Genomic DNA, 25,687 nt, shown 5'->3' with positions numbered 1-25,687 from the left:
GTGTGGCATGGTCGACGATCAAAGTGCCCCTGGCGGTGGCGGCGCTGCGCAACGATTGGCTGGGCGCCCGCGATTTTGCCGTGAAGGCAATCACCGAATCCGACAATCGCGCATCCGAGCAGTTGTGGTCGCAGTTGGGCGAGCCGGCCGACGCGGCACGGCAGGTTCAGGCGGTGGTGGCCGAGGGCGGTGACACCGCGACGGTGGTCGAATCGCGCCGACTTCGCCGTGGTTTCACCGCTTTCGGCCAAACCCAGTGGAACCTGCAGCGCCAGGCGCGGTTCGCCGCGGAGCTGCCGACCATCCCCGACGCCGCCGAGGTGATCGACCTGATGCAACGACTCAGCAGCGGTGACCAATGGGGGCTGGCCGCCAAAGGGATTGCCGCGAAAGGGGGTTGGGGGCCCGGAGTGCACGGCGAGTACCTGGTCCGGCAATTCGGGATCGTCCCCACCCCGTCCGGGCAGTGGGGTGTGGCACTGGCGGCGGACGCGCACGACGGCGCGTTCGAGACCGGCGTCGACGTGGTCAATACGATGACGGACTGGTTGCTGAGCCGGCTGCCGACCCTAGCCCGTTATTGACGGCACCACGGCGTCGATCAGGTGCGGTCCGGCTTCTGCGAACGCGGCGCGCAGCGCGTCGGCGAACTCCTCAGCGGTGGTGACGCGCCGGGCCGGCACCCCCATGCCCTCGCTGATCTTGACGAAATCCATTGTGGGATCGGCTAAGTCGAGCAGGGACAGTGCTTCGGGCCCGGGCGCCGAGCCGGCGCCGACCCGTTGCAGCTCGATGCGCAGGATGTCGTAGGCCCTGTTGTTGTACAGCACGGTGGTGACGTCGAGGTTCTCCCGCGCCTGGGTCCACAACCCCGCAATGGTGTACATGGCGGAGCCGTCGGATTCCAGGCACAGCACCGGGCGATCCGGGGCGGCGATCGCCGCACCGACCGCCGCGGGAATGCCGTAGCCGATCGCCCCGCCGGTCAGGGTCAGCCAGTCATGCGCCGGCGCCCCGGCGGTGGCCTGGGCGAGCAGCAGGCCGGAGGTGTTCGACTCGTCGACCACGATCGCCCGTTCCGGCAGCAGCGCCCCGATCACGTCGGCCGCCGACGCGGACGTCAGTGCGCCGGTCGGCAGCGTGGGACGCGACGCGGCCGCCACCGGCGCCACCGTTCCCGGCGCCACCTGATCCGCCAAGGCGGTCAACGCATCCGCCGCGCCGCTGTGTTCGGCGAGCACGTGCACCTCGCAACCGGCGGGCACCAGGTCGCTGGGCATGCCGGGGTAGGCGAAGAACGACACCGGCGACTTGGCGCCGGCCAGCACCAGATGTTTGGCGCCGTCCAGCTGGGCCGTGGCGGCCTCGGCGAAGTAGGCCAGCCGGTCGACGGCGGGGATGCCGGCGCCGCGCTCGAGCCGGGTGGGGAAGGTCTCGCACAGCACGCGCGCGCCGGTGGCCGCCGCGATGCGGGTGGCCGCGGCCAGGCCGGCGTGGCGGGTGGCGTCGCCGCCCACCATGATCACGGTCGGCTCCCCCGATCCGAGCACCTCGGCCACCTCCGGCGCCAGCAGGGGATCGGCGCCCGCCGGCTGTGCCTCCAGGTTGGAGAACAGCTGGGCGCCGTCGGACCAGGACACGTCGGCGGGCAGGATCAGCGTCGAGATCTGCGAACCCCACCGGCTGGCCGCGATGCCCTCGACGGCGTCGGCCGAGACCTGCGAGGAATCACTCGTTCGGCGCACCCACCCCGAGACGGTCCCGGCGAGGGCGTCGATGTCGGATTCCAGTGGGGCGTCGTACTTTTTGTGATAGGTGGCGTGGTCACCGACCACCACCACCATCGGCACCCGGGCGCGGCGCGCGTTGTGCAGATTGGCCAGGCCGTTGCCCAAACCGGGGCCCAGATGCAGCAGCACCGCCGCCGGGCGATCGGCGATGCGGGCATAGCCGTCGGCCGCGCCGGTGGCGACCCCCTCGAACAGGGCCAGCACGCCGCGCATCCGCGGGACGGTGTCCAGGGCCGCGACGAAGTGCATCTCCGAGGTGCCCGGGTTCGCGAAACACACGTCGACGCCGCCGTCGACCAGGGTGTTGATCAGGGCCTGGGCGCCATTCACGTGCTTGCCTCCAGTCGGAACACTCGTTCGGCGTTGCCGCGCAAGAAGTCTCGGCGCGCCTCGGCGGACAGCCCGAGGTCGTCCAGCCCCGCCAGCGCGTGCTCGTGGGCGATCATCGGGTAATTGGTGCCGAACAACACTTTCCGTTGTCCGGTGCGGGTTTTCATGAATCGGATGAGTTCTTCGGGCAGCCGCGCGATCGTGTACGCCGAGGTGTCGATGTAGACGTTTTCGTGCTTGCGGGCCACCGCGACCATCTCTTCGGTCCACGGGTAGCCGACGTGGCCGCAGACGATCACCAGTTCCGGGAAATCGAGGGCGACCTGGTCGATGTAGGGAATGGGCCGGCCGGTCTCCGAGGGGCGCAGCGGTCCGGTGTGGCCGACCTGGGTGCAGAACGGCACGCCGGACTCCACGCACTGGGCGAACAGCGGATAGTAGCGGCGGTCGGTGGGCGGGGCGTTCCACAACCACGGCACCACCCGCAGGCCGACGAACCCTTCCCCGACTCGCCGCCTCAGCTCCCGGACCGCTTCCATCGGGCGGTCGAGGTCGACGGCGGCGAGCCCGGCAAATCGGCTCGGGTGCGCGGCAATCCATTGCGCCACCTCGTCGTTGGAGACCAGGTCTTGGCCGTTCGGGCCGCGCCACGCGCTGAGGATGCCCAGGTGCACGCCGGCGGCGTCCATCGACGCCAGGGTCGCCTCGATCGGGATGTCGGTGTCGGGGATCGACCCGCCTGTCCAGCGGCGCAGGGACGCCAGCATGTCGCTGCGCAGGAATCGCTGCGTCGGGTGTTGCATCCAGACGTCGATCGTCATCGGGATCGACAGTAGCCCGGCTGTCGCAGACTCCGCTCAGGCGGCCAGCGCGGCGCGGGCGGCGGCGTCGGTCTGCCGCGCGTACCCGCCGCCGAACAACACGACATGAGCGAGCAGCGGGAAGAGCTGGTGCAGCCCGATGCGGTTGCGCCACCGGGGCCGCAATGGCCGCACCCGCTGGTAACCGTCGATCACGGCGTCGAGGTGCGGGCAGCCGAACAGCGCCAGCATCGCCAGGTCGGTTTCGCGGTGACCGCCGTGGGCCGCCGGGTCGATCAGCACCACCCCGCCGGGCGTCCACATCACGTTGCCGCTCCACAGGTCGCCGTGCAGCCGGGCCGGCTGATCGTCGTCGTCGAAATCGCCCGCACGGCAACGCGCCGCGACGGCGTCGACGGCCTCGCGGGTCGCCGAGTCGAGCCGGGGTGCCGCGAGTTCGGCCATCGGGGCCAGCCGTTCCTGGGCGTAGAACTCGCCCCAGCGTCGGTGCGGTTGCAGCGACATCGGCAGGGGCTGCGACAGCGGTCCGAAGAAGCCGGGCCCGTCCCACCCGTCGGGCCCGGCGCCGAACCCGGCGGCGCCGGCGTCGTGCGTGATGGCCAGTTGGCCGCCGAACGCGCGCGCCGCCTCGGCGGTCGGGCTGGCCGAATCGAGGCGCCGCAGCGTCAGGCTCGTCGTGGTGACGGAAACGACCTGCGCGCACGGCACCCCGCCGTCGACGGCGGAAAGCCATTGCAGCCCCGCGGCTTCCGCCGCGAAGAAACGGGCGGGCGCGTCCGGGTTGCGCTTGACGAAGTCGGTCACGCCACGCGCGGTCCTAGCGCTTCGCGCGCGTCACGCAGTGACGTGGGCCGCGTGCACGTCGTCGGCCGGCCGTGCCTCGGTCTGTTCCTTGGCCCAGCGGTAGTCGGGTTTGCCGGCGGGCGACCGCTTCACCTCGTCGACCAGCCACAGGCTGCGCGGCACCTTGTAGCCGGCGATCTCGGAGCGCACGAAGGCGTCCAGCTCCGACAACGCGGGACGCGTTCCCGGCCGCGGCTGGACGACGGCCGCGACGTGCTGGCCGTACCGGGCGTCGGGCACACCGACCACCAGGGCGTCGAAGACGTCGGGGTGCCCCTTGAGCGCGGCCTCGACCTCCTCGGGGTAGATCTTCTCGCCGCCGCTGTTGATCGACACCGAGCCGCGGCCCAGCATCGTGACGGTGCCGTCGGCCTCCACCTCGGCGAAGTCGCCGGGGATGGCGTAGCGCACGCCGTTGAAGGTCTTGAACGTCTCGGCGGTCTTCTTCTCGTCCTTGTAATAGCCGACGGGAATGTTGCCCTTCTTCGCGATGAAGCCGCGCACACCGGAACCGGGCTTGACCTCGTTGCCCTCCTCGTCGAGGACGACGGTGCGGTGATCGATCGTCACCCGCGGGCCGCCGGCGTGCGGCGCATCCTTGGCGACGATGCTGGTGCCGCCGAATCCGGTCTCCGACGATCCGATCGAGTCGGTGATGACCCGGTTGGGCAGCAGCTCGAGGAACTTCTCCTTGATGCTGGGCGAGAACAGCGCAGCGGTGGAGGCGAGCAGGAACAGCGACGACAGGTCGTACTGGTTGCCCTCGTCCTGGTGGGCCAGCAGCGCGTCGAGCAGCGGTCGCGCCATCGCGTCGCCGGTGAAGAACAGCAGGTTCACCTTGTGGTCGTGAATCGTGCGCCAGACCTCGTCGGCATTGAATTCCGGTGCCAGCACCGTGGTTTGGCCCGAGAAGATCGACATCCAGGTCGCCGACTGGGTGGCGCCGTGGATCATCGGCGGAATCGGGTGGCGGACCATCGGCGGATTGGCGGCCGCGCCCTTGGCGAGGTCGTACTCGTCTTTGATGAATTCGCCTGTGGCGAAGTCAGTTCCGCCGAACAGCACCCGGTAGATGTCCTCGTGGCGCCACATCACGCCCTTCGGGAACCCGGTCGTGCCGCCCGTGTACAGCAGGTAGATGTCGTCGGCACTGCGCGGGCTGAAGTCGCGTTCGGGCGAGCTCTGCGCGATCGCGGAGTAGAACTCGACACCGCCGTAGCGGCCGAAGTCGTTGTCGCTCCCGTCCTCGACGACGAGGATCGTCTTGACGTTGGGGGTCTCGGGCAGCACGTTGGCGACGCGGTCGGAGTACTGGCGTTCGTGGACGAGCGCGACCATGTCGGAGTTGTCGAACAGGTAGCGCAGCTCGCCCTCGACGTAGCGGTAGTTGACGTTCACCAGGATGGCGCCCGCCTTGACGATGCCGAGCATCGCGATCACGATCTCGATGCGGTTTCGGCAGTAGAGGCCGACCTTGTCGTCCTTTTTCACCCCCTGCCCGAGCAGGTAGTGAGCAAGGCGGTTGGCCTTCTCCTCCAGTTGGGCGTAGGTCAACTTCTCGTCGCCGCAGATCAGGGCGACACGCTCGGGCACAGCGTCGATGGCGTGCTCTGCAAGATCGGCAATATTCAAGGCCACGGCCACCAAATTAGAACGTGTTACATTTCGAGGCAAGCTCGTGACCATTGTCGAGGGAAAGGCGGTAACCGTGACCGAGGCGCCAGCAAACGAGGAAACCGGTCCTGACGCGCTCGTGGAACAGCGTGGTCACACCCTCATCGTGACCATGAACCGGCCGCACCGCCGCAACGCCCTGAGCACGGAAATGATGGAAATCATGGTCCAGGCCTGGGACCGCGTCGACAACGATCCCGACATCCGCTGCTGCATCCTGACCGGTGCCGGTGGCTACTTCTGCGCGGGCATGGACCTCAAGGCCGCGACCCAGAAGCCGCCGGGTGAGTCATTCAAGGACGGCAGCTACGACCCGTCGCGGATCGACGCCCTCCTCAAGGGCCGCCGGCTCAAAAAGCCGCTGATCGCCGCCGTCGAGGGCCCGGCCATCGCCGGGGGTACGGAGATCCTGCAGGGCACCGACATCCGGGTGGCCGGCGAGAGCGCCAAATTCGGCATCTCCGAGGCCAAGTGGAGCCTGTATCCGATGGGCGGGTCCGCGGTGCGACTGGTGCGCCAGATTCCCTACACCGTGGCGTGCGACCTGCTGCTGACCGGACGGCACATCACCGCCGCCGAGGCCAAGGACATGGGCCTGATCGGCCACGTCGTTCCCGACGGGCAGGCGCTGACCAAGGCCCTCGAAATCGCCGAGGTCATCGAGAACAACGGCCCGCTGGCCGTCCAGGCGATCCTCAAGACGATCCGCGAGACCGAGGGGATGCACGAGGAAGAGGCCTTCAAGCCCGATACCGCAAACGGGATACCGGTGTTCCTGTCCGAGGACTCCAAGGAGGGCCCCCGGGCGTTCGCCGAGAAGCGCAAGCCCAACTTCCAAAACCGCTAGGTCCCCTCTCCGCCGAACGTGAAGTCACGGCGACTTTTCGGCCGATTTTTCGCCCTGACGTCACACTCGGCGTCGCTGTCAGTCCTTGACGCCACACTGCTTGCGTGCGCGAACCCTTCATCGGCAGCGAGGCGCTCGCAGCCGGCACCCTTACCCGGTACCGGCTGCGGAGCCGGTTCGTCGCGTTGCACCCCGACGTCTACATGGACCCCGCCACGGAACTGACCGCCACAAGACGCGCATGCGCCGCGTGGCTGTGGTCGCGGCGACGGGGCATCGTCGCAGGGCGCTCCGCCTCGGCACTGCATGGGGCCAAATGGATCGACCACCGGGCGCCCGCGCAGTTGGTCTATCAACACCGCCGCCCGCCGGCCGGTATCAACACGTGGTCGGATTCGCTGTCCGAGGACGAGATACAAACGATCGCCGGCCTACGGGTGACGACCCCCGCACGGACGGCTCTCGACCTCGCCTGCCGATATCCCGTCGATCGGGCGGTCGCAGCCATCGACGCGCTCGCGCGCGCAACCGATCTCAAGGTGAGCGAGGTCGGCTCACTCGGCGAGCGTTACCGAGGCCGACGGGGCATCGCGCGTGCGCGCGTCGCGCTGCCGCTTGTCGATAAGGGCGCCGAATCTCCCCGCGAGACATGGCTGCGGCTGCTGCTGATCCGCGCGGGCTTCCCGCGGCCGCAGACTCAAATACCGGTTTATGACTACGGTGCTCTGATCGCCTGTCTTGATATGGGTTGGCAGGACATCAAACTGGCCGTCGAGTACGAAGGCGACCACCACCGCACCGATCAGCGGCAATTCAACAAGGACATTCGACGCGCGGAGACCCTGGCGGAGATCGGTTGGACCGTCGTTCGCGTCACGGCCGCGGACACGGCGGGCGGCGTCATCGCCAGGGTGTCAGCGGCGTGGCCGCGCCGAACGTGATCTCAGGGCGGGAAATCAGACGAGATCTCGCCGTGAGATCACGCTCGGCGCAAGAGATTACCCCAGCAGCGGCGCGCTCGGCGTGAACACCACCGGCATCGCCTCCAGGCCGCTGACGAAGTTCGCCGGCCGCAGCGGCAGGGTCGAGTCGTCGTCGGCCAGCCTCAGGTCCGGCAATCGCTTGAGCACCCGCTCGGTCATCATCGACAGCTCGAGGCGGGCCAGCTGGTTCCCCAGGCAGAAGTGGGTGCCGAAGCCGAACGCCATGTGGCTGTTCGGGTTTCGCCGGATGTCGAAGCTGTCCGGATCCTCGAACACCGACTCGTCGAAGTTGCCCGACTCGAAGAGCAACATGATCTTCTCGCCCTCACGCAGCGAGGTGCCGTGGAATTCGGTGTCGGCGGTCAGGGTTCTGCACATGTTCTTGACGGGCGACGTCCAGCGCAGCATCTCCTCGATCGCGCCCGGCAGCAGCGACGGGTCGCGCACCAGGGCTTCCCACTGGTCGCGGTGGCGCACCAGCTGCTCGGTCCCCCCGCTCAGCGTGTGGCGCGTGGTCTCGTCGCCGCCGATGAGGATGAGCAGCGTCTCCATGACGATCTCGTCGTCGGACATCCGCTGCCCCTCCACCTCGGCGTTCACCAGGATGGAGAACAGGTCGTCGGTGGGCTCGGCGCGCCGCTTGGTGATGATGCTCGTGGTGAATTCGGTGTAGGCGGCGAACGCGGCCATCACCGCCTGCGCCGTCTCCGATGTGGGGTCGATGTGCGAACTCAGCCCACAGACCAGGTCGTCGGACCACTTCAACAGCATGCTGCGTTCGGTGGGCAGCACGCCCAGCATGTCGCCGATCACCGCCATCGGCAGCGGGGCGGCGATATCGCGGACGAAGTCACACTCGCCGCGCTCACACACGGCATCGATCAGGGTGTCGCACAGCTTGGCGATCGACGGCTCCTTCTCCTTCACCCGCTTGCGGGTGAAGCCGGCGTTGACCAGCTTGCGCCGCAACAGATGTGCGGGATCGTCCATGTCGATCATGTAGGGCATGCCCGGCTGTTCGGGCCGGATGCCGCCGGTGCTGGAGAACAACTCCGGATTGCGTTCGGCGTCGAGGATGGCTTGATAGGTGGTGGCGCCGGCCAGGCCGTTGCGATCACGAAACACCGGCTGGTTGGCGCGCATCCAGCGATAGGCCTCGCGCGAGGTGTGACGGTCGGCGTAGAAATTGCCGTCGGTCAGGTCGATGTTCGAGATTGCTTCCGGGATGGTCGAAGTCATCTACAGCCTCCAAGTGTTGACGAACGGATTACAGTAACCGGCATGGCTGAGTCACAACACATCGTTGCGGGGACGGTCCTCACCATGCCGGTGCGGATACGAAAAGCGGACGTGCACACCGCGATGTTTTCGGTGGATGCTCAAGCGGCGCAACGCCTTATCGACTACAGCGGCCTGCGGGTCTGCCAGCACCGCCCGGGCCGGGCGGTAGTCAACCTGATGCTGGCCCGCTACATCGACGGCGACCTGGGGTCCTACCACGAATTCGGCACCTGCGTAATGGTCAATCCCCCCGGCTCGACGGCGCGGGGCTGGCGGGCGCTGGGCGACGCGGCCGCATTCATCCACCACCTGCCGGTCGACCAGAGCTTCACCCTGGAAGCGGGACGCTCCATCTGGGGGTTCCCGAAGATCATGGCCGACTTCACCGTTCGCGAGCAGGGCCGGTTCGGATTCGACGTCAGCGCCGACGGCGCGCACATCGCGGGCATCGACTTCGGCCGCGGATTGCCGGTGCCGTCGCTGTTCACCTCGCGTCCGCAGGTCCTCAAGACCTACACCTACGCCGACGGCGTCACCCGGGAGGTGCCGTGGGAGATGCGGGTGCGCGGGCTGCGCGGTCAGCTCGGCGGCGCGACGCTGCGACTGGGCGATCACGCCTACGCCAAGGAGCTGGCGTCGCTGGGCCTGCCGAAGAAGGCGATGATCTCTGGATCCGTCGGCCACGTCGAGATGACATTCGGCGACGCCCACCCGCTCGGCTGACCGGCCGGGCCGGCCTCCATTGCCCGGTTCCTCCTCATCGCGCTGCGCGCTCTGCATCGTCGTCGGGCCTGTCATCCGGACAATCTAGAACGCGTTCTCGGCCGCTGGCAAGAAAAGTAGAACGTGTTCTAGTCCGCGGTGGGCCGGGGTCAGATCAGGCTCGCCAGCTCGCGGACCTGCTCTGTACTGCGCCCGGACACCACCATCATGGTCACGCCGGCGGCCTCCCAGGCCTTGATCTGCTTACGCACGTAGTCCACGTCGCCGACGATCGCGGCGTCGTCGATCACCTCGTCCGGGATGATTTCCGCGGCCTTGTCCTTTTGTCCACTGCGGAACAGCTTCGTCACGTCGTCGACCACCTCGGAGTAACCCATTCGGCGGTAGACGTCGGCGTGGAAGTTGGTGTCCTCGGCGCCCATCCCGCCCATGTAGAGCGCGATGTAGGGCTTCATGGCCGCGAAGGCGGCGCTGCGGTCCTCGGTGATGACGATGTTGGCCGTCGCGCAGATCTCGAAGTCCTCGCGGCTGCGGCGCGCGCCCGGGCGGGCGAACCCCTCGTCCAGCCACTCGTTGTAGGTATCGGCCATGCGCGGCGTGTAGAAGATCGGCAGCCAGCCGTCGCAGATCTCGGCGGCCAGCGCGACGTTCTTCGGCCCCTCGGCGCCCAGCATGATCGGGATGTCGGCCCGCAGCGGATGGGTGATCGGCTTGAGCGGCTTGCCCAGACCCGTTGCGCGCTCGCCCGTCAGCGGCAGCGGGTAGTGCGGACCGGCGCTGGTCACCGGCGCCTCCCGCGCCCACACCTGCCGGACGATGTCGATGTATTCCCGGGTGCGGGCCAGCGGCTTGGGGAACGACTGGCCATACCAGCCCTCGACCACCTGCGGCCCGGAGACGCCGAGGCCGAGCACGTGCCGCCCGCCGGACAGGTGGTCCAGCGTCAGGGCGGCCATCGCGCAGGCCGTCGGGGTCCGCGCGGACAGCTGAACCACCGAGGTGCCCAGCCGCACCCGCGACGTCGACGAACCCAACCAGGCCAGCGGCGTGTAGGCGTCGGATCCCCACGCCTCGGCGGTGAAGACGGCGTCGTAGCCGGCCTCCTCTGCCGCGGCGACGAGCTCACCGTGGTTCTGCGGCGGCTGAGCGCCCCAATATCCGAGCTGCAGTCCCAGCTTCATCGTCGTCACCCTTCCGCAGACCCGATGTTGAATCCGTTCTTAGAACCTGTTCTACTCGATGGCGTGACAGCCAGCTCGAGTAGCCCGCCCCTGATGGATAACCCTGAGCCACCGCTCGCCGCGCCACTGACGTTGTCCTTCGACTACACCCGTTCGGTCGGCCCCACGCTGAGCAAGTTCTTCACCGCCCTGCGTGACCGCCACGTCCTCGGGGTGCGCGGGTCGGATGGCCGAGTGCACGTGCCGCCGCCGGAATATGACCCGGTCACCTACGAGCCGCTGGGCGAGATGGTACCGGTATCCAGTGTCGGCACCGTCGTCTCGTGGACCTGGCAGCCCGAACCGATCGAGGGCCAGCCGCTCGACCGGCCCTTCGCCTGGGCGCTGATCAAGCTCGACGGCGCCGACACCCCGCTGATCCATGCGGTGGATGCGGGCGAGCCCAAGGCCATCAAGACCGGCACCCGCGTGCACGTGCACTGGGTGGACGAGCCGGTGGGCGCCATCACCGACATCGCGTATTTCAAGCCGGGCGACGAAGAAGAGCCAGCCGAAGCCGTCGCGGAGCAGTCGGACGGCGACAAGGACCCCGTGACCATGATCGTCACGCCCGTCTCGCTGACCATCCAGCACAGCGCCTCGCACGAGGAGAGCGCCTACCTGCGGGCCATCGCCCAGGGCAAGCTGCTCGGCGCGAAGACGGGTGAGAACGGCAAGGTGTATTTCCCGCCCCACGGCGCCGACCCGGCCACCGGCCAGCCGACCACCGACTTCGTCGAGCTGCCGGACAAGGGCACCGTGACGACGTTCGCGATCATCAACATCCCGTTCCAGGGCCAGCGCATCAAGCCGCCCTACGTGGCCGCCTATGTGCTGCTCGATGGGGCCGACATCCCGTTCCTGCATCTCGTCGCCGACATCGACGCGCACGAGGTACGGATGGGCATGCGCGTCGAAGCGGTGTGGAAACCCCGCGAGGAGTGGGGTTTTGGCATCGACAACATCGAGTACTTCCGGCCGACCGGGGAACCCGACGCCGACTACGACACCTACAAGCACCACCTGTAAAGGGCTTACCTACCTATGAGCGCTCGCAACGTTGCGGTCGTCGGCTTCGCCCACGCACCACACGTCCGCCGCACCGACGGCACCACCAACGGCGTCGAGATGTTGATACCGTGCTTCGCCCAGCTCTACGAGGAGCTGGGCATCGAGCGGACCGACATCGGCTTCTGGTGCTCCGGATCGTCCGATTACCTTGCCGGACGGGCCTTTTCGTTCATCTCGGCGATCGACTCCATCGGCGCCGTACCGCCGATCAACGAATCGCACGTCGAGATGGACGCGGCCTGGGCTCTCTACGAGGCCTACATCAAGCTGTTGACCGGTGAGGTCGACACCGCACTGGTGTACGGCTTCGGCAAGTCCTCGGCCGGGATCCTGCGCCAGATCCTGTCGCGGCAGACCGACCCTTACACCGTCGCGCCGTTGTGGCCCGATTCGATCTCGATGGCTGGGCTGCAGGCCCGCATCGGGCTCGACTGCGGCAAGTGGACCGAGGAGCAGATGGCGCGCGTGGCCTTCGACTCCTTCGCGAACGCGCGCCGGGTGGACAAGGTCGAGGGTTCGATCAGCGTGGCCGAACTGCTCGAACGGCCGTTCTTCGCCGACCCGCTGCGGCGCCACGACATCGCGCCGATCACCGACGGTGCCGCGGCGATCGTGCTGGCGGCCGGCGACCGGGCACGCGAACTGCGCGAAAACCCCGCCTGGATCACGGGAATCGAGCATCGCATCGAGACCCCGTCGCTGGGCGCGCGCGACCTCACCGAGTCCCCGTCGACCAAGGCCGCGGCCCACGTGGCCACCGGCGGCCGTACCGACAACCTGGATGTGGCGGAGATCTGTGCGCCCTTCACCCACCAGCACCTGATCCTCGAGGAAGCCATCCGGATACCGGGACCGACCAAGGTCAATCCGTCCGGTGGCGCGCTGGCGGCCAATCCCATGTTCGTTGCCGGCCTCGAGCGCATCGGCTTTGCAGCACAACACATCTGGAATGGTTCGGCTGAGCGGGTACTGGCGCACGCCACCAGCGGTCCTGCGCTACAACAGAACCTGGTCGCGGTCATGGAAGGAAAGAACTGATGGCCGGTGCAGGGCCAAACATCGCTGCGGTACTGGGTACCGGGCAGACGAAGTACGTCGCCAAGCGCCAGGACGTTTCGATGAACGGCATGGTGCGCGAGGCGATCGACCGGGCGCTGGCCGACTCGGGTTGCACCTTCGATGACATCGACGCCGTCGTCGTCGGCAAGGCCCCGGACTTCTTCGAGGGCGTCATGATGCCCGAGCTGTTCATGGCCGACGCCATGGGCGCCACCGGCAAGCCGTTGATCCGGGTACACACCGCGGGCTCGGTCGGCGGCTCCACCGGTGTGGTGGCCGCCAGTCTGGTGCAGTCCGGCAAGTACCGGCGCGTGCTGGCGATGGCCTGGGAGAAGCAGTCGGAGTCAAACGCGATGTGGGCGTTGTCGATTCCGATCCCGTTCATCAAGCCGGTGGGGGCTGGCGCGGGCGGCTACTTCGCGCCGCACGTGCGCTCCTACATCCGCCGATCGGGAGCGCCGACGAACGTCGGCGCCATGGTCGCGGTCAAGGACCGGCTCAACGGCGTCAAGAACCCGCTGGCGCACCTGCACCAGCCCGACATCACCGTGGAGAAGGTGATGGCCTCGCCCATGCTGTGGGACCCGATCCGCTACGACGAGACCTGCCCGTCCTCCGACGGCGCGGCGGCGGTCGTGATCGGCAACGAGGAGGCCGCCGAAGCGCGCCTGGCGCAGAGCAATCCGGTGGCATGGATCCATGCCACGGCGCTGCGCACCGAACCGCTGCAGTTCTCCGGGCGCGACCAGGTCAGCCCGCAGGCCGGCCGCGACGCGGCCGCCGCGCTGTGGAAGGCCGCCGGCATCACGAGCCCCATCGACGAGATCGACGCCGCGGAGATCTACGTGCCGTTCTCCTGGTTCGAGCCGATGTGGTTGGAAAACCTCGGGTTTGCGCCCGAGGGCGACGGCTGGAAGCTCACCGAAGCGGGCGAGACCAAGATCGGCGGCCGGCTGCCGGTGAACCCGTCGGGCGGCGTGCTGTCGTCGAACCCGATCGGCGCCTCGGGCCTGATCCGCTTCGCCGAGGCGGCGATCCAGGTCATGGGCAAGGGCGGCGACCACCAGGTGCCCAACGCGCGAAAGGCGTTGGGACACGCCTACGGTGGCGGCTCGCAGTACTACTCGATGTGGGTGGTGGGCGCCGACAAGCCCGCGGCCCAGAAGGTCTCGTGAGCGGGCATCCCGCGCACGATGCCGGCCGCCGCTCCCGCGAGGCGGTGGCGGCCCGGGACAAGGATGCCTGGCTGGCGGTGTTCGCCGACGACGCCATCGTCGAGGACCCGATCGGCCCCTCCGCGTTTGACCCCGAGGGCAAAGGGCATCGGGGCCGTGACGCGATTTCGGCCTTCTGGGACAAGGCGATCGCCCCGACCACCAAGATCGAGTTCGTTTTCCGCGACACCTATCAGTGCGGCAACGAGGAAGCCAACGTCGGGCACATCCTCATCACGACGGGCGAATACCAGACGACCGCCGAGGGCGTGTTCACCTACAAGGCCAACGACGAGGGCAAGCTGGTGGCCCTGCGCGCCTATTGGGAGATGGACCGCGCGGCGGCCAACACCCGCAAGGTCTAGATCGGCTCCAGCCCGGCCAGATGCCGCTGGGCGAGGTCGCGGTAGGCCTGCGGATTGAGCTTGAGCCACATCTCGGCGCCGGTTCCGGCCACCGGGCCCTTGATTTGAGCCGGGGCGCCGACCGCCAGCATCCCGGTCGGGATCTGGGTGCCGGCGGTGACCAGCGAGTGCGCGGCGACCAGGCTGCGCGCCCCGATCACCGCCCCGTCCAAAACGGTGGCGTGGTTCGCGATCAGCGCCTCCTGCCCCACGTGCGCCCCGTGGATGACGCACAGATGCGCGACCGTCGCGCCCGGACCGATGTCCACCGGGATGCCGGGAGGTGCGTGCAGCACCGACCCGTCCTGCACATTGGCGCCCTCCCGCACCACGATGGGCCCGTAGTCGCCGCGCAGCACGGCGTTGAACCAGATCGAGGCCCCCGCCTCCACGACGACGTCACCGATCAAAGCGGCGGTCGGGGCGACGAAAGCGGTGGAATCGACCCGTGGTGCGCGGCCCTCGAATGCAAACAGCGGCATCGTCTACGTATACCCCAACACGCATATGTCCCAGCCAGGCTCGCCGTCGTTGCGCGGCCCCGCCGCAAAACTGTAACGTGTTCTAGTTAGAGGGCTATGAGTTGGAGGTGGACAGGTGAGTACCGGCACCAAGGCGGTCGGCATCCGGGAGATCGATCCCGGCGCCTTGCCGACCAGGTACGCCCGCGGCTGGCACTGCCTGGGCGTCGCGAAGGACTTCCAGGACGGTAAGCCGCATTCGATCGAGGCTTTCGGCACCAAGCTGGTGGTCTTCGCCGACTCCCACGGGGACATCAAGGTCCTCGACGGCTATTGCCGGCACATGGGCGGTGATCTGTCGGAGGGCACCATCAAGGGCGACGAGGTGGCCTGCCCATTCCACGACTGGCGCTGGGGCGGCGACGGCCGCTGCAAGCTGGTGCCGTACGCCAAGCGCACTCCCAAGACGGCGCGCACCCGGTCGTGGACCACCGACGTGCGCGGCGGCCTGCTGTTCGTCTGGCACGACCACGAAAACAATCCGCCGGACCCCGCCGTGCGCATCCCGGAGATCCCGGAGGCCCACAGCGACGAGTGGACCGACTGGCGGTGGAACAGCATCCTCATCGAGGGGTCCAACTGCCGCGACATCATCGACAACGTCACCGACATGGCGCACTTCTTCTACATCCATTTCGGGTTGCCGACGTACTTCAAGAACGTCTTCGAGGGACACATCGCCTCGCAGTACCTGCACAACGTGGGCCGGCCCGACGTGAACGACCTCGGCACGTCTTACGGTGAGGCGCACCTGGATTCCGAGGCGTCCTACTTCGGGCCCTCGTTCATGATCAACTGGTTGCACAACAGCTACGGCGGCTACAAGGCCGAGTCGATCCTGATCAACTGCCACTACCCGGTGACCCAGAACTCGTTCGTGCTGCAGTGGGGTGTCATCGTCGAAAAGCCCAAGGGCATGGACGAAAAGATGACCGACAAGCTGTCGAAGGTGTTCACCGAGGGCGTCAGCAAGGGCTTTTTGCAGGACGTCGAGATCTGGAAGCACAAGACTCGCATCGACAATCCGCTGCTGGTCGAAGAGGACGGTGCCGTCTACCAGCTGCGCCGCTGGTATCAGCAGTTCTATGTCGACGTCGCCGACATCGAGCCGGAAATGGTGGAACGCTTCGAGATCGAGGTCGACACCACCCGCGCCAACGAGTACTGGAATTCCGAGGTCTCCGAGAACCTCAAGGCCAAGGAATCCGAGGACGTTCCGGCCGAGCAGCACTAGCCATCATGGCCGACGATCAGCCGCAGGTACCTGACGTCGATCGGCTCGCGCGGTCGATGTTGCAGCTGCACGGCGATCATCACGACCACGAGGAGAAGCCCGCCGGCAACGGCGGGGGGTCCCGATCGTGGTCGAAGTCAAGGGATTTCGCCAACGATCCGCAGCGCGCGGCCGCCGTGGCCGAAGCCAGCCGCGCTGACCGGGAGCGCTACCTCAACTCGGGTCTGTTGCCGGTGGACTGCCGTTTCTGCCACGTCCGCGTCACGGTGCGCAGGCTCGGGCCGGGACACACTGCGGTGCAATGGAATACCGAGGCCTGGCAGCGTTGCGCGCACTTCACCGAGGTGCGCGAGTCCGGCGGCGACACCGCGCGCACCCGGTCCTGCCCCAAACTGAGTGACAGCATCGAGCATGCGGTCGCCGAGGGCTACCTCGAAGACGAGCCAGACGAGCACTGAGCGACGGTCGCGGTTCGTCATAGCCCGTCGGAACCGAGCCGGCACCCGGAAGCCATGGGCGTCGTGCCCACCTCCGAGCGACAACCGGCAGGCGGCGCGGATGGATTCGCGCGGATCGATTCGCGGCTTTGTCGCTCGGAGGTGGGCAAAAGGCGCGTCCATCGGACCGGAAACTCCTGTGGCGCCTGTGATTTCTACAGCCCCGCGAACCGCTCCTTGACCGTCTCGACGCTCAGGCCGTAGTCGGCCAGCGAGTACGAGTGCTTGGGCGCCCGCGCGCCGGACTGGCTGTCGGCGTGGGTCTTTTCCATGGCCGCCTTGGCCTCTTCGGTCAACGTCATGCCGAAGTGCCGGTAGATGTCGGCCACCGTGCCCATCGGGTCGGCGATCAGCTCCTTGTAGTCCACGTCGTAGAACTGCGACGGGCTGTATTTGGCCCGCGCGGTGTTGAACCGCTCCAGGCCCCGCGACCACGTTTCCATTGCGTCAGCGCCGATCTGGGCGCCGGTGAACGACGTCGACCATCCCTCGGCGGTGTGCTGCGCCAGCGAGCACATCGAGGCCATGATCGTCTCGACCGGACGATGGGTCTGGATCACCAACGCGTCGGGATAGGTCGCCATCAGCGCGTCCAGCGCGAACAGGTGGCTGGGATTCTTCAGCACCCACCGCTTGTCGGCGTCGTTGAGTCCGATCAGCTGAAGGTTGCGGCGGTGCCGCTGATACGACGGCGTCCAGTCCTGCCGCGAGAGCCACTGCGAGTAGGTGGGCAGGTGCGCCAGCGTCTCGTAGGACGCCGAATGCAGCGACTGCCGCAGCAGCTGCCAGCACTCCTCCAGCTCGTACGCCGCCATGAAATGCAGACCCGTGTAGTCCGGGTTTTCGGCATGATGCTTCTCGAACTGCGCGTTCAGTTGGCTGTAAAACGGGTTGGAATCCCAGGTTTCACGAGGCGGGCGCGGCTGCGGGAATTCGGCCAACCACAGATGCAGGCCCTGGTGCGCGGGATCGGCGCCCAGCAGCCGATGCAAGGCGGTGGTGCCGGTGCGCACCAGTCCCGTGACGAAGATCGGCCGCTCGATGACGACGTCCGCGTGCTGCGGGTATTGCTTCCAGGCCGCTTCGGACAGCAGCCTGGCCACCAGCGCACCGCGCAAAAAGAACCGATTCATCTTGCTGCCCAACGGCGTCAAGTCGGCGTCGCGGCGGTAGGAGTCGAGCAGCACTTCCAGCGCTTCGAGGTAGTTGTCGTCGTTGCTGCCGAAATCGTCCAGCCCGATCATCTTGCTGGCCGACGCCTTCAGGTCTTCAACGGTGCCGACGTCGGTACGCTCAGTCATCGTTGCGCCGCTTCCTCCCCATCGCATCGCTCTGCATCGTCAGCGCCGGACATCAGGTGTGGTACTCCCCGCAATTGACGTCGAGGGTCTGCCCGGTGATGCCACTGGACAGGTCGCTCGCCATGAACAAGATCGCCGAGGCCACCTCGTCCTCGGTCGGCAGCCGCTTCAGGTCGGAGCCCGCCGCGGTGGCCTGGTAGATCTGCTCGGCCGTGGTGCCGTACTTGCCGGCCTGGTGGTTGAAGTAGCCCTGCAGCGTCTCGCCCCAGATATAGCCGGGTGCAACGGAATTGACCCGGATTCCCTGCTCGCCCAGCTCGGTGGCCAGCGAATGAGACATGGACAGCAGCGCGGACTTGGCCATCTTATAGGCGCCGTACTTCGCCTGCGAGTGCCGCAGCACCATGGAGTTGACGTTGACGATCGAGCCCTTCGACTCGGCCAGCGCCGGCGTGAATCCCTGGATGAGCCGCAGGGCGCCCAGCGCACTGAGTTCGATCGCGTCGCGGATGTGCTGAAAGCTGGTGCCCGAGAACGGCTTCAGCGACGGTACGCGGAACGCGTTGTTGATCAACACGTCGACCTTGCCGTAGGCCTCCAAGGTGGCATCGACCAGGTTGCTCACCTGATCGTCCTCGGTGATGTCGGTGCGCACCGTGGTCGCCCGGCCTCCGAGGTCGGCGATCTGTTTGGCGACGTCGTCCAGGCGTTCCGGCGTGCGGGCGGCCAGCACCAGGTCGGCGCCTTCCCGTGTGCATCGGTGCGCCAGCGTCGTGCCCAGACCCGGGCCGACGCCGCTGATCACCACCACCTTGCCGTCGAGCAACTTCGTCATCCCAACATCCTTGCCTGAATCTGCTGGTGGCGCAGCGCAATCCGCGCACGCCATTCGTCCTCGGAAATCTTGTTGTGCTCGAAATACGGCAGCGCCGCCGGCACGGCGTCGATGTCGACCAGCTCGACGGTGGGGCCGTCGGCGTCGGTGAGTTGTCGCGACACCCGCTGCCACCGGAACTGCAGGATGCCCTTCCGATGTCCGAGGGTCTCCACCCAGTTGGTCACGCCGGGGTTCTGGTCGGCGACGACGATGCGCACCTTGCCGTCCGGATCCGCTTGCGCCTGAGTGTTGTTCAGCGAGGTCTGGTGGTTGATGTAGTCCAGCGAGATGTACCACAGGCTGCCCAGTTGGAAGCCGAGGTAGGGAGCGTCGGTGGCCGGGATGGTGATCACCAGCGCCTGGTCGGGCCGCAGCTCGTAGTGCCCCACCGACGAATACTGGGTCGCCAGGCCGCCGGGCGTCAACCGTGGCGCGACCATCGTGTTGACCGGGATGTTGAAGTAGAACCACTGCGGGAACTGCAGCCACGTCTTCACCCGGTTAACCAGCTGCTTTCCCGCTGTGGCAAAACGCTTTTCGATGGTTTCGCGACTCAGCGGCGGCGGCGCGGTGCCCGCGGTGTCCAGCCGGGAGATGGCCAGCGTGCCGCGCTGCGCGGCCCAGTCGCCGTACACCTCGCGGATGACCAGCTGGCCGGGGTCGGTCGGCCGAAACCGCCATTCGAAGCTGCCGTCGGGGGCGATCTGCAGCTCCCGGTCGTCGAACGCGGCCTGGCTGACGGGCACGTTGTCGTCGGTGTACTCGCCGCCGAGCAGCTGGAAGCTCAGGTCGGTGGTGGTGCCGCGCCTGCCGGTGACGACGTAATCGTGGTTGGCGTGCACCCGGGTGCCGAAGTACAGCGTGTCGGGGTTGTCCAGGCCCATCTTGGTGAACGGCCCGGTCCCCGACTGCAGGAAGGGGTGGTCGCGGTCGTAGTCGAAGGCCAGATGCGTGCAGGCCGCGATACAACCGGCCAGATATTGGAGCCCTTCGAGCAGGTCGGCTTCGGACTCGATGTGCGGCGCGGCGGCCACCAGCTCCTCGGCCTCAGCGATCGCGTGGGTGAGCGGGCCGGAAAAGGAAGTTACGGACACGCCTAGACGCTAGAACGTGTTCTACTTTTTCGTCAATGGCGAACATTCCCGCGCGTCGGCTGCGGGGTTGCACGACGATGCGGGTTCGCTAGGGCGGGCACGCGTGGGACAGCTGAATCAGGTGCTGACGTACGTCGGGATGCCGGTTCAGGTAGTCGATCACGCTGCCGTTGCCACCCTCGCCCTTTGACTTGTCGATCAGCTGCTGATGGAGGTCGGGGTGCCGCTGCAGGTACGAGTCGATGGAACTGCCCACGTCCTGATTGCACCCGGGATCCGCGCTGGCCACTGGCAGCGCGATCATCGTCGCGGCGGTCGCGGTCAGTAACCCCCCGGCGAGCAGGCCGAAGAGTCCGCGGCCACGAGTACCGACTGTCTTGGATGTGCTCATGCCCACCAGGCTACGCGCGCTACCTTTGCGTAGCCTGTGCGCGCTCCGGGTGAAGCGGCAGGTCAGCGCGCGGCGGCGGCGCCGCTTTCTCGCTCGCGCTTGATCTCCAGCGCGATGTCGATCAGTTGGTCCTCCTGGCCGCCGATGAGCTTGCGCTGGCCGGCCCGGTGCAACAGCTCATGCGGCGGGACGCCGTAGCGCTCACCCTGGCGGATGGCGTGCTTGAGGAAGCTGGAGTACACCCCGGAGTAGCCCATGATCAGGGCGTTGCGGTCGAGCAGGCACTCGGCGGGCATGGCTGGGGCGACGACCTCCTCGGCGGCGTCGGCGATGTCGAAGAAGTCGATGCCGGTCTTGACGCCGATCTTGTCGAACACCCCGATCAGGGCCTCGACGGGGGCGTTGCCCGCCCCGGCCCCGAAGCGGCGGCACGAGCCGTCGATCTGCTTGGCGCCGGCGCGCACGGCCTCGACGCTGTTGGCCACCCCGAGTCCGAGGTTTTCGTGCCCGTGGAAGCCGACCTGGGCGTCGTCACCGAGTTCGGCGACCAGCGCCGCGACCCGGTCCCGCACGCCCTCGAGGACCAGCGCCCCGGCCGAGTCGACCACGTAGACGCACTGGCAGCCCGCGTCGGCCATGATGCGGGCCTGGGCGGCCAGCTTCTCCGGCGAAATGGTGTGGCTCATCATCAAGAAGCCGACGGTTTCCAGGCCGAGTTCGCGGGCCAGGCCGAAGTGCTGGATCGAGACGTCGGCCTCGGTGCAGTGCGTGGCGATCCGGCAGATCGAACCGCCGTTGTTCTGGGCCTCTTTGATGTCTTCCTTGGTGCCCACGCCGGGCAGCATCAAGAAGGCGATCTTGGCCTCTTTGGCGGTTTCGGCGGCGAGCTTGATCAGCTCCTGCTCGGGGGTCTTGGAGAACCCGTAGTTGAAGCTCGAGCCACCCAGTCCGTCGCCGTGGGTGACCTCGATGACGGGCACACCCGCGGCGTCCAGGGCGGCCACGATCGCGCCGACCTCGTCCTTGGTGAACTGGTGGCGCTTGTGGTGCGAGCCGTCGCGCAGCGACGTGTCCGTCATCCGCACGTCCCAGACCGGGTTGAAAAAGATGTCGGTAGTCATGATTGCGCTCCTCCGGCCGTCGCGGTCAAGGATTCCTTGGCGATCTCCTCGCCGACCTTGGTCGCCGCGGCGGTCATGATGTCCAGGTTGCCCGCATAGGGGGGCAGGTAATCGCCGGCCCCCTCGACCTCGACGAACGTGGTGACCAGCGCCTGGCCGCCGGAGTTGATCGACGGGTCGTCGAACTGCGGGTCGTTGAGCAGCCGGTAGCCGGGAACGTAGGTCTGCACCTCGGCCACCACGTCGTGGATGGACTTGGCGATCGCGTCGCGGTCGGCGTCCTCGGGAATGGCGCAAAAGATGGTGTCGCGCATGATCATCGGCGGATCGGCGGGGTTCAAGATGATGATCGCCTTGCCCCGCTTGGCGCCACCGATGGTCTCCACGCCCTTGCTGGTGGTCTTGGTGAACTCGTCGATGTTGGCCCGGGTTCCCGGCCCCGCCGACAGCGAGGCGACCGAGGCGACGATCTCGGCGTACGGCACCCCACCGAGGTCGGCGACGGCGCGCGACACCGCATACACGATCGGGATGGTGGCCTGCCCGCCGCAGGTGATCATGTTGACGTTGGGCGCATCCAGGTGCTGGCGCAGGTTGGCCGGCGGGATCACCGCGGGACCCACCGCGGCGGGCGTCAGGTCGACGGCCCGGATGCCGGCGGCCTCGTACTTGGGCGCGGCGTCGCGATGCACATAGGCGCTGGTCGCCTCGAACACCAGATCGGGCTTGTCCGACTGCGCCAGCAACCAGTCCACGCCCTCGTGGGTGGTCTCCAAACCCAGCTTGCGGGCCCGCGCCAGGCCCTCGCTTTCGGGGTCGATGCCGACCATCCAGCGCGGCTCCAGCCAGTCCGATCGCAACAACTTGTAAAGCAGGTCAGTGCTGATGTTGCCCGACCCGACAATGGCCACACTCGCCTTAGACGGCATGATGCCCCTTTTCGAACTGCTGAGATTTAAGTTAGTCGATTTAATTCGAGCCTATTCGAACGATAACCGCACCGAACCGAGGCCCACGAAGTCGGCGACGAACTCGTCGCCCGGGTGTGCGTCGATGGCTCGCGTGCACGATCCGGGCAGCACCACGTCGCCCTTGCGCAACCGCACACCGAACCCGTCGACCTTGCGGGCCAGCCACGCCACCGCGGTGACGGGGTTGCCCAGCACCGCGTCGGTGCGGCCCTCCGCGACGACCTCGCCGTTGCAGCGCAGCACCGCGTCGATCCCCTTGACGTCGATGTCGCGGGGGGAAACCCGGGCCTCGCCGAGCACGAAACCGGCCGACGACGCGTTGTCGGCGATGGTGTCGCACAGCTCGATCTTCCAGTCGGTGATCCGGGTGTCGATCAACTCGATGGACGGGACCAAGGCCTCGGTCGCCGCCAGCACGTCGTCCTCGGTGCAACCGGCTCCCGGCAGGTCGGCGTTCAATATGAAGCCGACCTCGACCTCCACCCGCGGATACAGGTAGCGGTTCGCCTTGACAGGGGTGTCTTCGAACAACTGCATCTCGTCGAGCAAATGCCCGTAGTCCGGCTCGTCGACGCCCATCATCTGCTGGATGGCTTTCGACGACAGCCCCACCTTGTGGCCCAGCACCCGCGCCCCCTCGGCGACCCGCTGCCGGATATTGATCAGCTGGATCTCGTAGGCGTCGACGACGTCGATGTCCGGGTAGGCCGCGGTCAGCGGGGCGATCGGCTCACCGCTCCGCTCGGCCTGCGCCAAGTCCGCAGCCAGCTCGTCGCGGGTAGCAACACTGAGCATTTCTCTACGTCTCCTCGTACGGTCGACCCGGGCCAGTAGCGGCCGCCCCGGGCAATTCTATAACGTGTTCTACATGTCAGCGCAGGAGTACGACGTCGTCGTGGTCGGGAGCGGCGGGGCCGGCATGGTGGCCGCCCTTACCGCCGCTCACCGGGGTCTTTCCACCATAGTCATCGAAAAGGCCCCACACTTCGGCGGCTCGACCGCACGGTCGGGCGGCGGCGTTTGGATCCCAAATAACGAAGTGCTCAAGCGTGACGGGGTCAAGGACACCGCCGAGGCGGCCCGCACCTATCTACACGGGATCGTCGGCAGCGTCGTCGAGCCCGAACGCATCGACACCTACCTCGAGCGCGGGCCCGAGATGCTGTCGTTCGTGCTCAAGCACACACCGCTGAAGATGTGCTGGGTGCCCCGGTATTCCGACTACTACCCCGAGTCGCCCGGCGGGCGCGCGGAAGGCCGGTCGATCGAGCCGAAGCCGTTCGATGCCCGCAAGCTCGGCGCCGACGAGTCCGGCCTGGAGCCCGCGTACGGCAAAGTGCCGCTCAACGTTGTGGTGATGCAACAGGATTACGTGCGGTTGAACCAACTGAAGCGTCACCCGCGCGGCGTGCTGCGCAGCCTGAAGGTCGGCGCGCGCACGATGTGGGCCAAGGCGACCGGCAAGAACCTCGTCGGCATGGGGCGCGCACTGATCGGACCGCTGCGGATCGGCTTGCAACGCGCCGGCGTTCCGGTGGTGCTCAACACCGCGCTGACCGACCTGTACGTCGAAGACGGCGTCGTGCGCGGGGTCTATGTGCGCGGCGCCGCTGATGCCGAATCGGGTGAGCCCCGGCTGATCCGGGCCCGACGCGGGGTGATCCTGGCGTCGGGAGGGTTCGAGCACAACGAACAAATGCGGGTGAAATACCAGCGCGCCCCGATCACCACCGAATGGACGGTGGGCGCGGTCGCGAACACCGGCGACGGCATCGTCGCCGCCGAAAAGTTGGGCGCCGGACTGGAATTGATGGAAGATGCCTGGTGGGGCCCGACCGTCCCGCTGGTCGGCGCGCCGTGGTTCGCGCTGTCGGAGCGCAACTCGCCGGGATCGATCATCGTCAACATGTCCGGCAAGCGATTCATGAACGAGTCGATGCCCTACGTCGAGGCCTGCCACCACATGTACGGCGGCGAATATGGCCAGGGACCCGGGCCGGGCGAGAACATCCCCGCGTGGCTGGTCTTCGACCAGCAGTACCGTGACCGCTACATCTTTGCGGGATTGCAGCCCGGACAACGCATTCCGCGCAAGTGGCTGGAGTCGGGCGTCATCATCACGGCCGACACGCTGGCGGAGCTGGCCCAGAAGGCCGGTCTTCCGGTGAACGAATTCACCGCCACCGTGGAACGTTTCAACGGTTTCGCGCGCTCCGGTGTCGACGCGGACTTCCACCGCGGCGAGAGCGCCTACGACAGGTACTACGGCGACCCGACCAACAAGCCGAACCCCAACCTCGGCGAGATCAGCCACGCGCCGTACTACGCCGCCAAGATGGTGCCCGGCGACCTGGGCACCAAGGGCGGCATCCGGACCGATGTCCACGGGCGGGCGCTGCGCGACGACGGCAGTATCATCGAAGGCCTTTACGCCGCCGGCAATGTCAGCGCGCCGGTGATGGGCCACACGTACCCCGGTCCGGGTGGCACCATCGGCCCGGCCATGACGTTCGGCTACCTGGCGGCATTGCACATAGCGGGAGAGAACTGACATGCCCATCGACGTAGACGTCGCGCTGAACGCCGAGCTGGACCCCATCGAATTCTCTTGGGCCAGCAGCGATGTGCAGCTCTATCACCTCGGCCTGGGCGCGGGCGCGGACCCGATGGATCCGCGCGAGCTGCGCTACCTGGTCGACGACACCCCGCAGGTGCTGCCCACGTTCGGCAACGTGGCCGCCACCTTCCACGCCACGAAACCGCCGACCGTGCAGTTCCCGGGCATCGACATCGAGCTGAGCAAGGTGCTGCACGCCAGCGAGCGGGTCGAGGTGCCCGGGCCGCTGCCGCCGTCGGGCTCGGCCAAGGCCGTCACCCGGTTCACCGACATCTGGGACAAGGGCAAGGCCGCGGTGATCTGGAGCGAGACGACGGTGACCGCGCCGGACGGCACGCTGTTGTGGACGCAGCGACGGTCGATCTTCGCCCGCGGCGAGGGCGGCTTCGGCGGTGAGCGCGGCCCGTCGGGCGGCGACGCCGCGCCCGAGCGGGCCCCCGACCTGGAGGTCGATGTGCCGATCCTGCCGCAGCAGGCGCTGCTCTACCGGTTGTGTGGCGACCGCAACCCGCTGCACTCCGATCCCGAATTCGCCGCTGCCGCAGGCTTTTCGCAGCCGATCCTGCACGGGCTGTGCACGTACGGCATGACCTGCAAGGCGATCACCGACGCGCTGCTCGACGGTGACACCGCCGCGGTGGCCGCCTACGGTGCGCGTTTCGCCGGGGTGGCATTCCCCGGCGAAACGCTCAAGGTCGGCATCTGGAAGGAGGGCGGCCGCTTTTTGGCCAGCGTTGTCGCGCCCTCGCGCGACAACGCCGTCGTGCTCTCCGGGGTCGAACTCGTCCCGGCCTAACGGCTTC

Annotated in this window: 26 protein-coding genes; 12 read left to right on the top strand and 14 right to left on the bottom strand. The window is 67.5% G+C overall.

Translation table 11 applies throughout. From position 1 onward, the window contains the following. Positions 1-2: 2 nt before the first annotated feature. Entirely contained in the window at positions 3-584 is a 582-nt protein-coding gene (locus tag K883_RS11800) for a serine hydrolase family protein (RefSeq protein WP_255358931.1), read from the top strand. On the opposite strand, the gene K883_RS11795 is transcribed toward K883_RS11800, so the two are convergent. Genes K883_RS11795 through K883_RS11780 form a run of 4 tightly spaced genes read right to left on the bottom strand, consistent with a single transcriptional unit; the run spans position 570 to position 5,428 of the window. Further along, complete coding sequence (locus K883_RS11795; RefSeq protein ID WP_036454553.1) at positions 570-2,120, bottom strand: acetolactate synthase large subunit; 1,551 nt, start codon at positions 2,118-2,120, stop codon at positions 570-572. The genes K883_RS11800 and K883_RS11795 overlap by 15 nt on opposite strands. Beyond that, the gene (locus K883_RS11790) at positions 2,117-2,941 is read right to left on the bottom strand and encodes an amidohydrolase family protein (protein WP_036454552.1); all 825 of its coding nucleotides are present in this window, start codon (positions 2,939-2,941) and stop codon (positions 2,117-2,119) included. The genes K883_RS11795 and K883_RS11790 overlap by 4 nt, the downstream gene beginning before the upstream one ends. A gap of 36 nt (positions 2,942-2,977) precedes the next feature. Continuing rightward, positions 2,978-3,745 (bottom strand): fructosamine kinase family protein, encoded by a 768-nt coding sequence (locus K883_RS11785; protein ID WP_036454550.1) that lies wholly within the window; start codon positions 3,743-3,745, stop codon positions 2,978-2,980. 30 nt (positions 3,746-3,775) lie between these two features. Then, on the bottom strand, positions 3,776-5,428 hold the full coding sequence (locus tag K883_RS11780; protein WP_036454548.1) for an acyl-CoA synthetase: 1,653 nt from the start codon (positions 5,426-5,428) through the stop codon (positions 3,776-3,778). A 64-nt stretch (positions 5,429-5,492) separates the two neighbouring features. Here K883_RS11780 and K883_RS11775 point away from each other — a divergent pair, with 64 nt between their 5' ends. Beyond that, the gene (locus K883_RS11775) at positions 5,493-6,305 is read left to right on the top strand and encodes a crotonase/enoyl-CoA hydratase family protein (protein ID WP_014379043.1); all 813 of its coding nucleotides are present in this window, start codon (positions 5,493-5,495) and stop codon (positions 6,303-6,305) included. A 104-nt stretch (positions 6,306-6,409) separates the two neighbouring features. Next, positions 6,410-7,246, top strand: a complete 837-nt coding sequence (locus tag K883_RS11770) for a DUF559 domain-containing protein (protein ID WP_014710870.1) — start codon at positions 6,410-6,412, stop codon at positions 7,244-7,246. Positions 7,247-7,303: 57 nt separating this feature from the next. On the opposite strand, the gene K883_RS11765 is transcribed toward K883_RS11770, so the two are convergent. Beyond that, entirely contained in the window at positions 7,304-8,527 is a 1,224-nt protein-coding gene (locus tag K883_RS11765) for a cytochrome P450 (protein WP_014710869.1), read from the bottom strand. A gap of 42 nt (positions 8,528-8,569) precedes the next feature. Between K883_RS11765 and K883_RS11760 the strand changes: the two genes are divergently transcribed. Further along, positions 8,570-9,292 (top strand): acetoacetate decarboxylase family protein, encoded by a 723-nt coding sequence (locus K883_RS11760; RefSeq protein WP_014710868.1) that lies wholly within the window; start codon positions 8,570-8,572, stop codon positions 9,290-9,292. A 149-nt stretch (positions 9,293-9,441) separates the two neighbouring features. On the opposite strand, the gene K883_RS11755 is transcribed toward K883_RS11760, so the two are convergent. Further along, a complete protein-coding gene (locus K883_RS11755; RefSeq protein ID WP_036454546.1) occupies positions 9,442-10,473 on the bottom strand; it encodes an LLM class F420-dependent oxidoreductase in 1,032 nt (343 codons plus the stop codon). Between the two features lie 63 nt (positions 10,474-10,536). Here K883_RS11755 and K883_RS11750 point away from each other — a divergent pair, with 63 nt between their 5' ends. From K883_RS11750 to K883_RS11735, 4 genes are read left to right on the top strand one after another with little or no spacing between them, the layout of a single operon-like run. Continuing rightward, on the top strand, positions 10,537-11,541 hold the full coding sequence (locus tag K883_RS11750; RefSeq protein WP_179945062.1) for a Zn-ribbon domain-containing OB-fold protein: 1,005 nt from the start codon (positions 10,537-10,539) through the stop codon (positions 11,539-11,541). A gap of 15 nt (positions 11,542-11,556) precedes the next feature. After that, on the top strand, positions 11,557-12,621 hold the full coding sequence (locus K883_RS11745; protein WP_036454542.1) for a thiolase domain-containing protein: 1,065 nt from the start codon (positions 11,557-11,559) through the stop codon (positions 12,619-12,621). After that, on the top strand, positions 12,621-13,817 hold the full coding sequence (locus K883_RS11740; RefSeq protein WP_036454540.1) for a thiolase domain-containing protein: 1,197 nt from the start codon (positions 12,621-12,623) through the stop codon (positions 13,815-13,817). The genes K883_RS11745 and K883_RS11740 overlap by 1 nt, the downstream gene beginning before the upstream one ends. Next, entirely contained in the window at positions 13,814-14,221 is a 408-nt protein-coding gene (locus K883_RS11735) for a nuclear transport factor 2 family protein (RefSeq protein WP_036454539.1), read from the top strand. Before K883_RS11740 ends, K883_RS11735 begins: the two co-directional genes overlap by 4 nt. Here K883_RS11735 and K883_RS11730 read toward each other — a convergent pair. Continuing rightward, positions 14,218-14,742, bottom strand: coding sequence for a gamma carbonic anhydrase family protein (locus K883_RS11730; protein ID WP_036454538.1), 525 nt, complete (start codon positions 14,740-14,742; stop codon positions 14,218-14,220). The two genes, K883_RS11735 and K883_RS11730, sit on opposite strands and share 4 nt — an antisense overlap. Before the next feature lie 115 nt (positions 14,743-14,857). Here K883_RS11730 and K883_RS11725 point away from each other — a divergent pair, with 115 nt between their 5' ends. Both K883_RS11725 and K883_RS11720 read left to right on the top strand, forming a co-directional pair. Further along, positions 14,858-16,015: a Rieske 2Fe-2S domain-containing protein gene (locus K883_RS11725; RefSeq protein ID WP_036454536.1), complete on the top strand. Its 1,158-nt coding sequence runs from the start codon at positions 14,858-14,860 to the stop codon at positions 16,013-16,015. 5 nt (positions 16,016-16,020) lie between these two features. Next, on the top strand, positions 16,021-16,473 hold the full coding sequence (locus K883_RS11720) for a hypothetical protein (protein ID WP_014379036.1): 453 nt from the start codon (positions 16,021-16,023) through the stop codon (positions 16,471-16,473). A 194-nt stretch (positions 16,474-16,667) separates the two neighbouring features. Here K883_RS11720 and K883_RS11715 read toward each other — a convergent pair whose 3' ends face one another. The 7 genes from K883_RS11715 to K883_RS11685 all read right to left on the bottom strand — a co-directional run bounded on the left by K883_RS11715 (position 16,668) and on the right by K883_RS11685 (position 23,062). Beyond that, complete coding sequence (locus K883_RS11715) at positions 16,668-17,813, bottom strand: sulfotransferase family protein (protein WP_014710860.1); 1,146 nt, start codon at positions 17,811-17,813, stop codon at positions 16,668-16,670. A gap of 52 nt (positions 17,814-17,865) precedes the next feature. Further along, positions 17,866-18,648, bottom strand: a complete 783-nt coding sequence (locus tag K883_RS11710; RefSeq protein WP_014379034.1) for an SDR family oxidoreductase — start codon at positions 18,646-18,648, stop codon at positions 17,866-17,868. Further along, complete coding sequence (locus K883_RS11705; RefSeq protein WP_036454533.1) at positions 18,645-19,784, bottom strand: hypothetical protein; 1,140 nt, start codon at positions 19,782-19,784, stop codon at positions 18,645-18,647. The genes K883_RS11710 and K883_RS11705 overlap by 4 nt, the downstream gene beginning before the upstream one ends. Before the next feature lie 88 nt (positions 19,785-19,872). After that, complete coding sequence (locus K883_RS11700) at positions 19,873-20,175, bottom strand: hypothetical protein (protein ID WP_008263682.1); 303 nt, start codon at positions 20,173-20,175, stop codon at positions 19,873-19,875. Between the two features lie 62 nt (positions 20,176-20,237). Further along, positions 20,238-21,296, bottom strand: a complete 1,059-nt coding sequence (gene dmpG / locus K883_RS11695; protein WP_008263680.1) for a 4-hydroxy-2-oxovalerate aldolase — start codon at positions 21,294-21,296, stop codon at positions 20,238-20,240. Next, complete coding sequence (locus K883_RS11690) at positions 21,293-22,225, bottom strand: acetaldehyde dehydrogenase (acetylating) (protein ID WP_014710858.1); 933 nt, start codon at positions 22,223-22,225, stop codon at positions 21,293-21,295. The genes dmpG and K883_RS11690 overlap by 4 nt, the downstream gene beginning before the upstream one ends. A gap of 51 nt (positions 22,226-22,276) precedes the next feature. Further along, on the bottom strand, positions 22,277-23,062 hold the full coding sequence (locus K883_RS11685) for a 2-keto-4-pentenoate hydratase (RefSeq protein WP_036454530.1): 786 nt from the start codon (positions 23,060-23,062) through the stop codon (positions 22,277-22,279). 73 nt (positions 23,063-23,135) lie between these two features. Here K883_RS11685 and kstD point away from each other — a divergent pair, with 73 nt between their 5' ends. Both kstD and K883_RS11675 read left to right on the top strand, forming a co-directional pair. After that, entirely contained in the window at positions 23,136-24,818 is a 1,683-nt protein-coding gene (kstD, locus tag K883_RS11680) for a 3-oxosteroid 1-dehydrogenase (protein WP_014710857.1), read from the top strand. Between the two features lies 1 nt (position 24,819). Then, entirely contained in the window at positions 24,820-25,680 is an 861-nt protein-coding gene (locus K883_RS11675) for a MaoC/PaaZ C-terminal domain-containing protein (protein ID WP_014710856.1), read from the top strand. Positions 25,681-25,687 lie beyond the last annotated feature (7 nt).

Source organism: Mycobacterium sp. TKK-01-0059 (assembly GCF_000709305.1).
Classification (GTDB): domain Bacteria; phylum Actinomycetota; class Actinomycetes; order Mycobacteriales; family Mycobacteriaceae; genus Mycobacterium; species Mycobacterium intracellulare.
The sequence above is the reverse complement of the archived record's forward strand: the minus strand, read 5'-3'. Positions and strand labels throughout refer to the sequence as shown.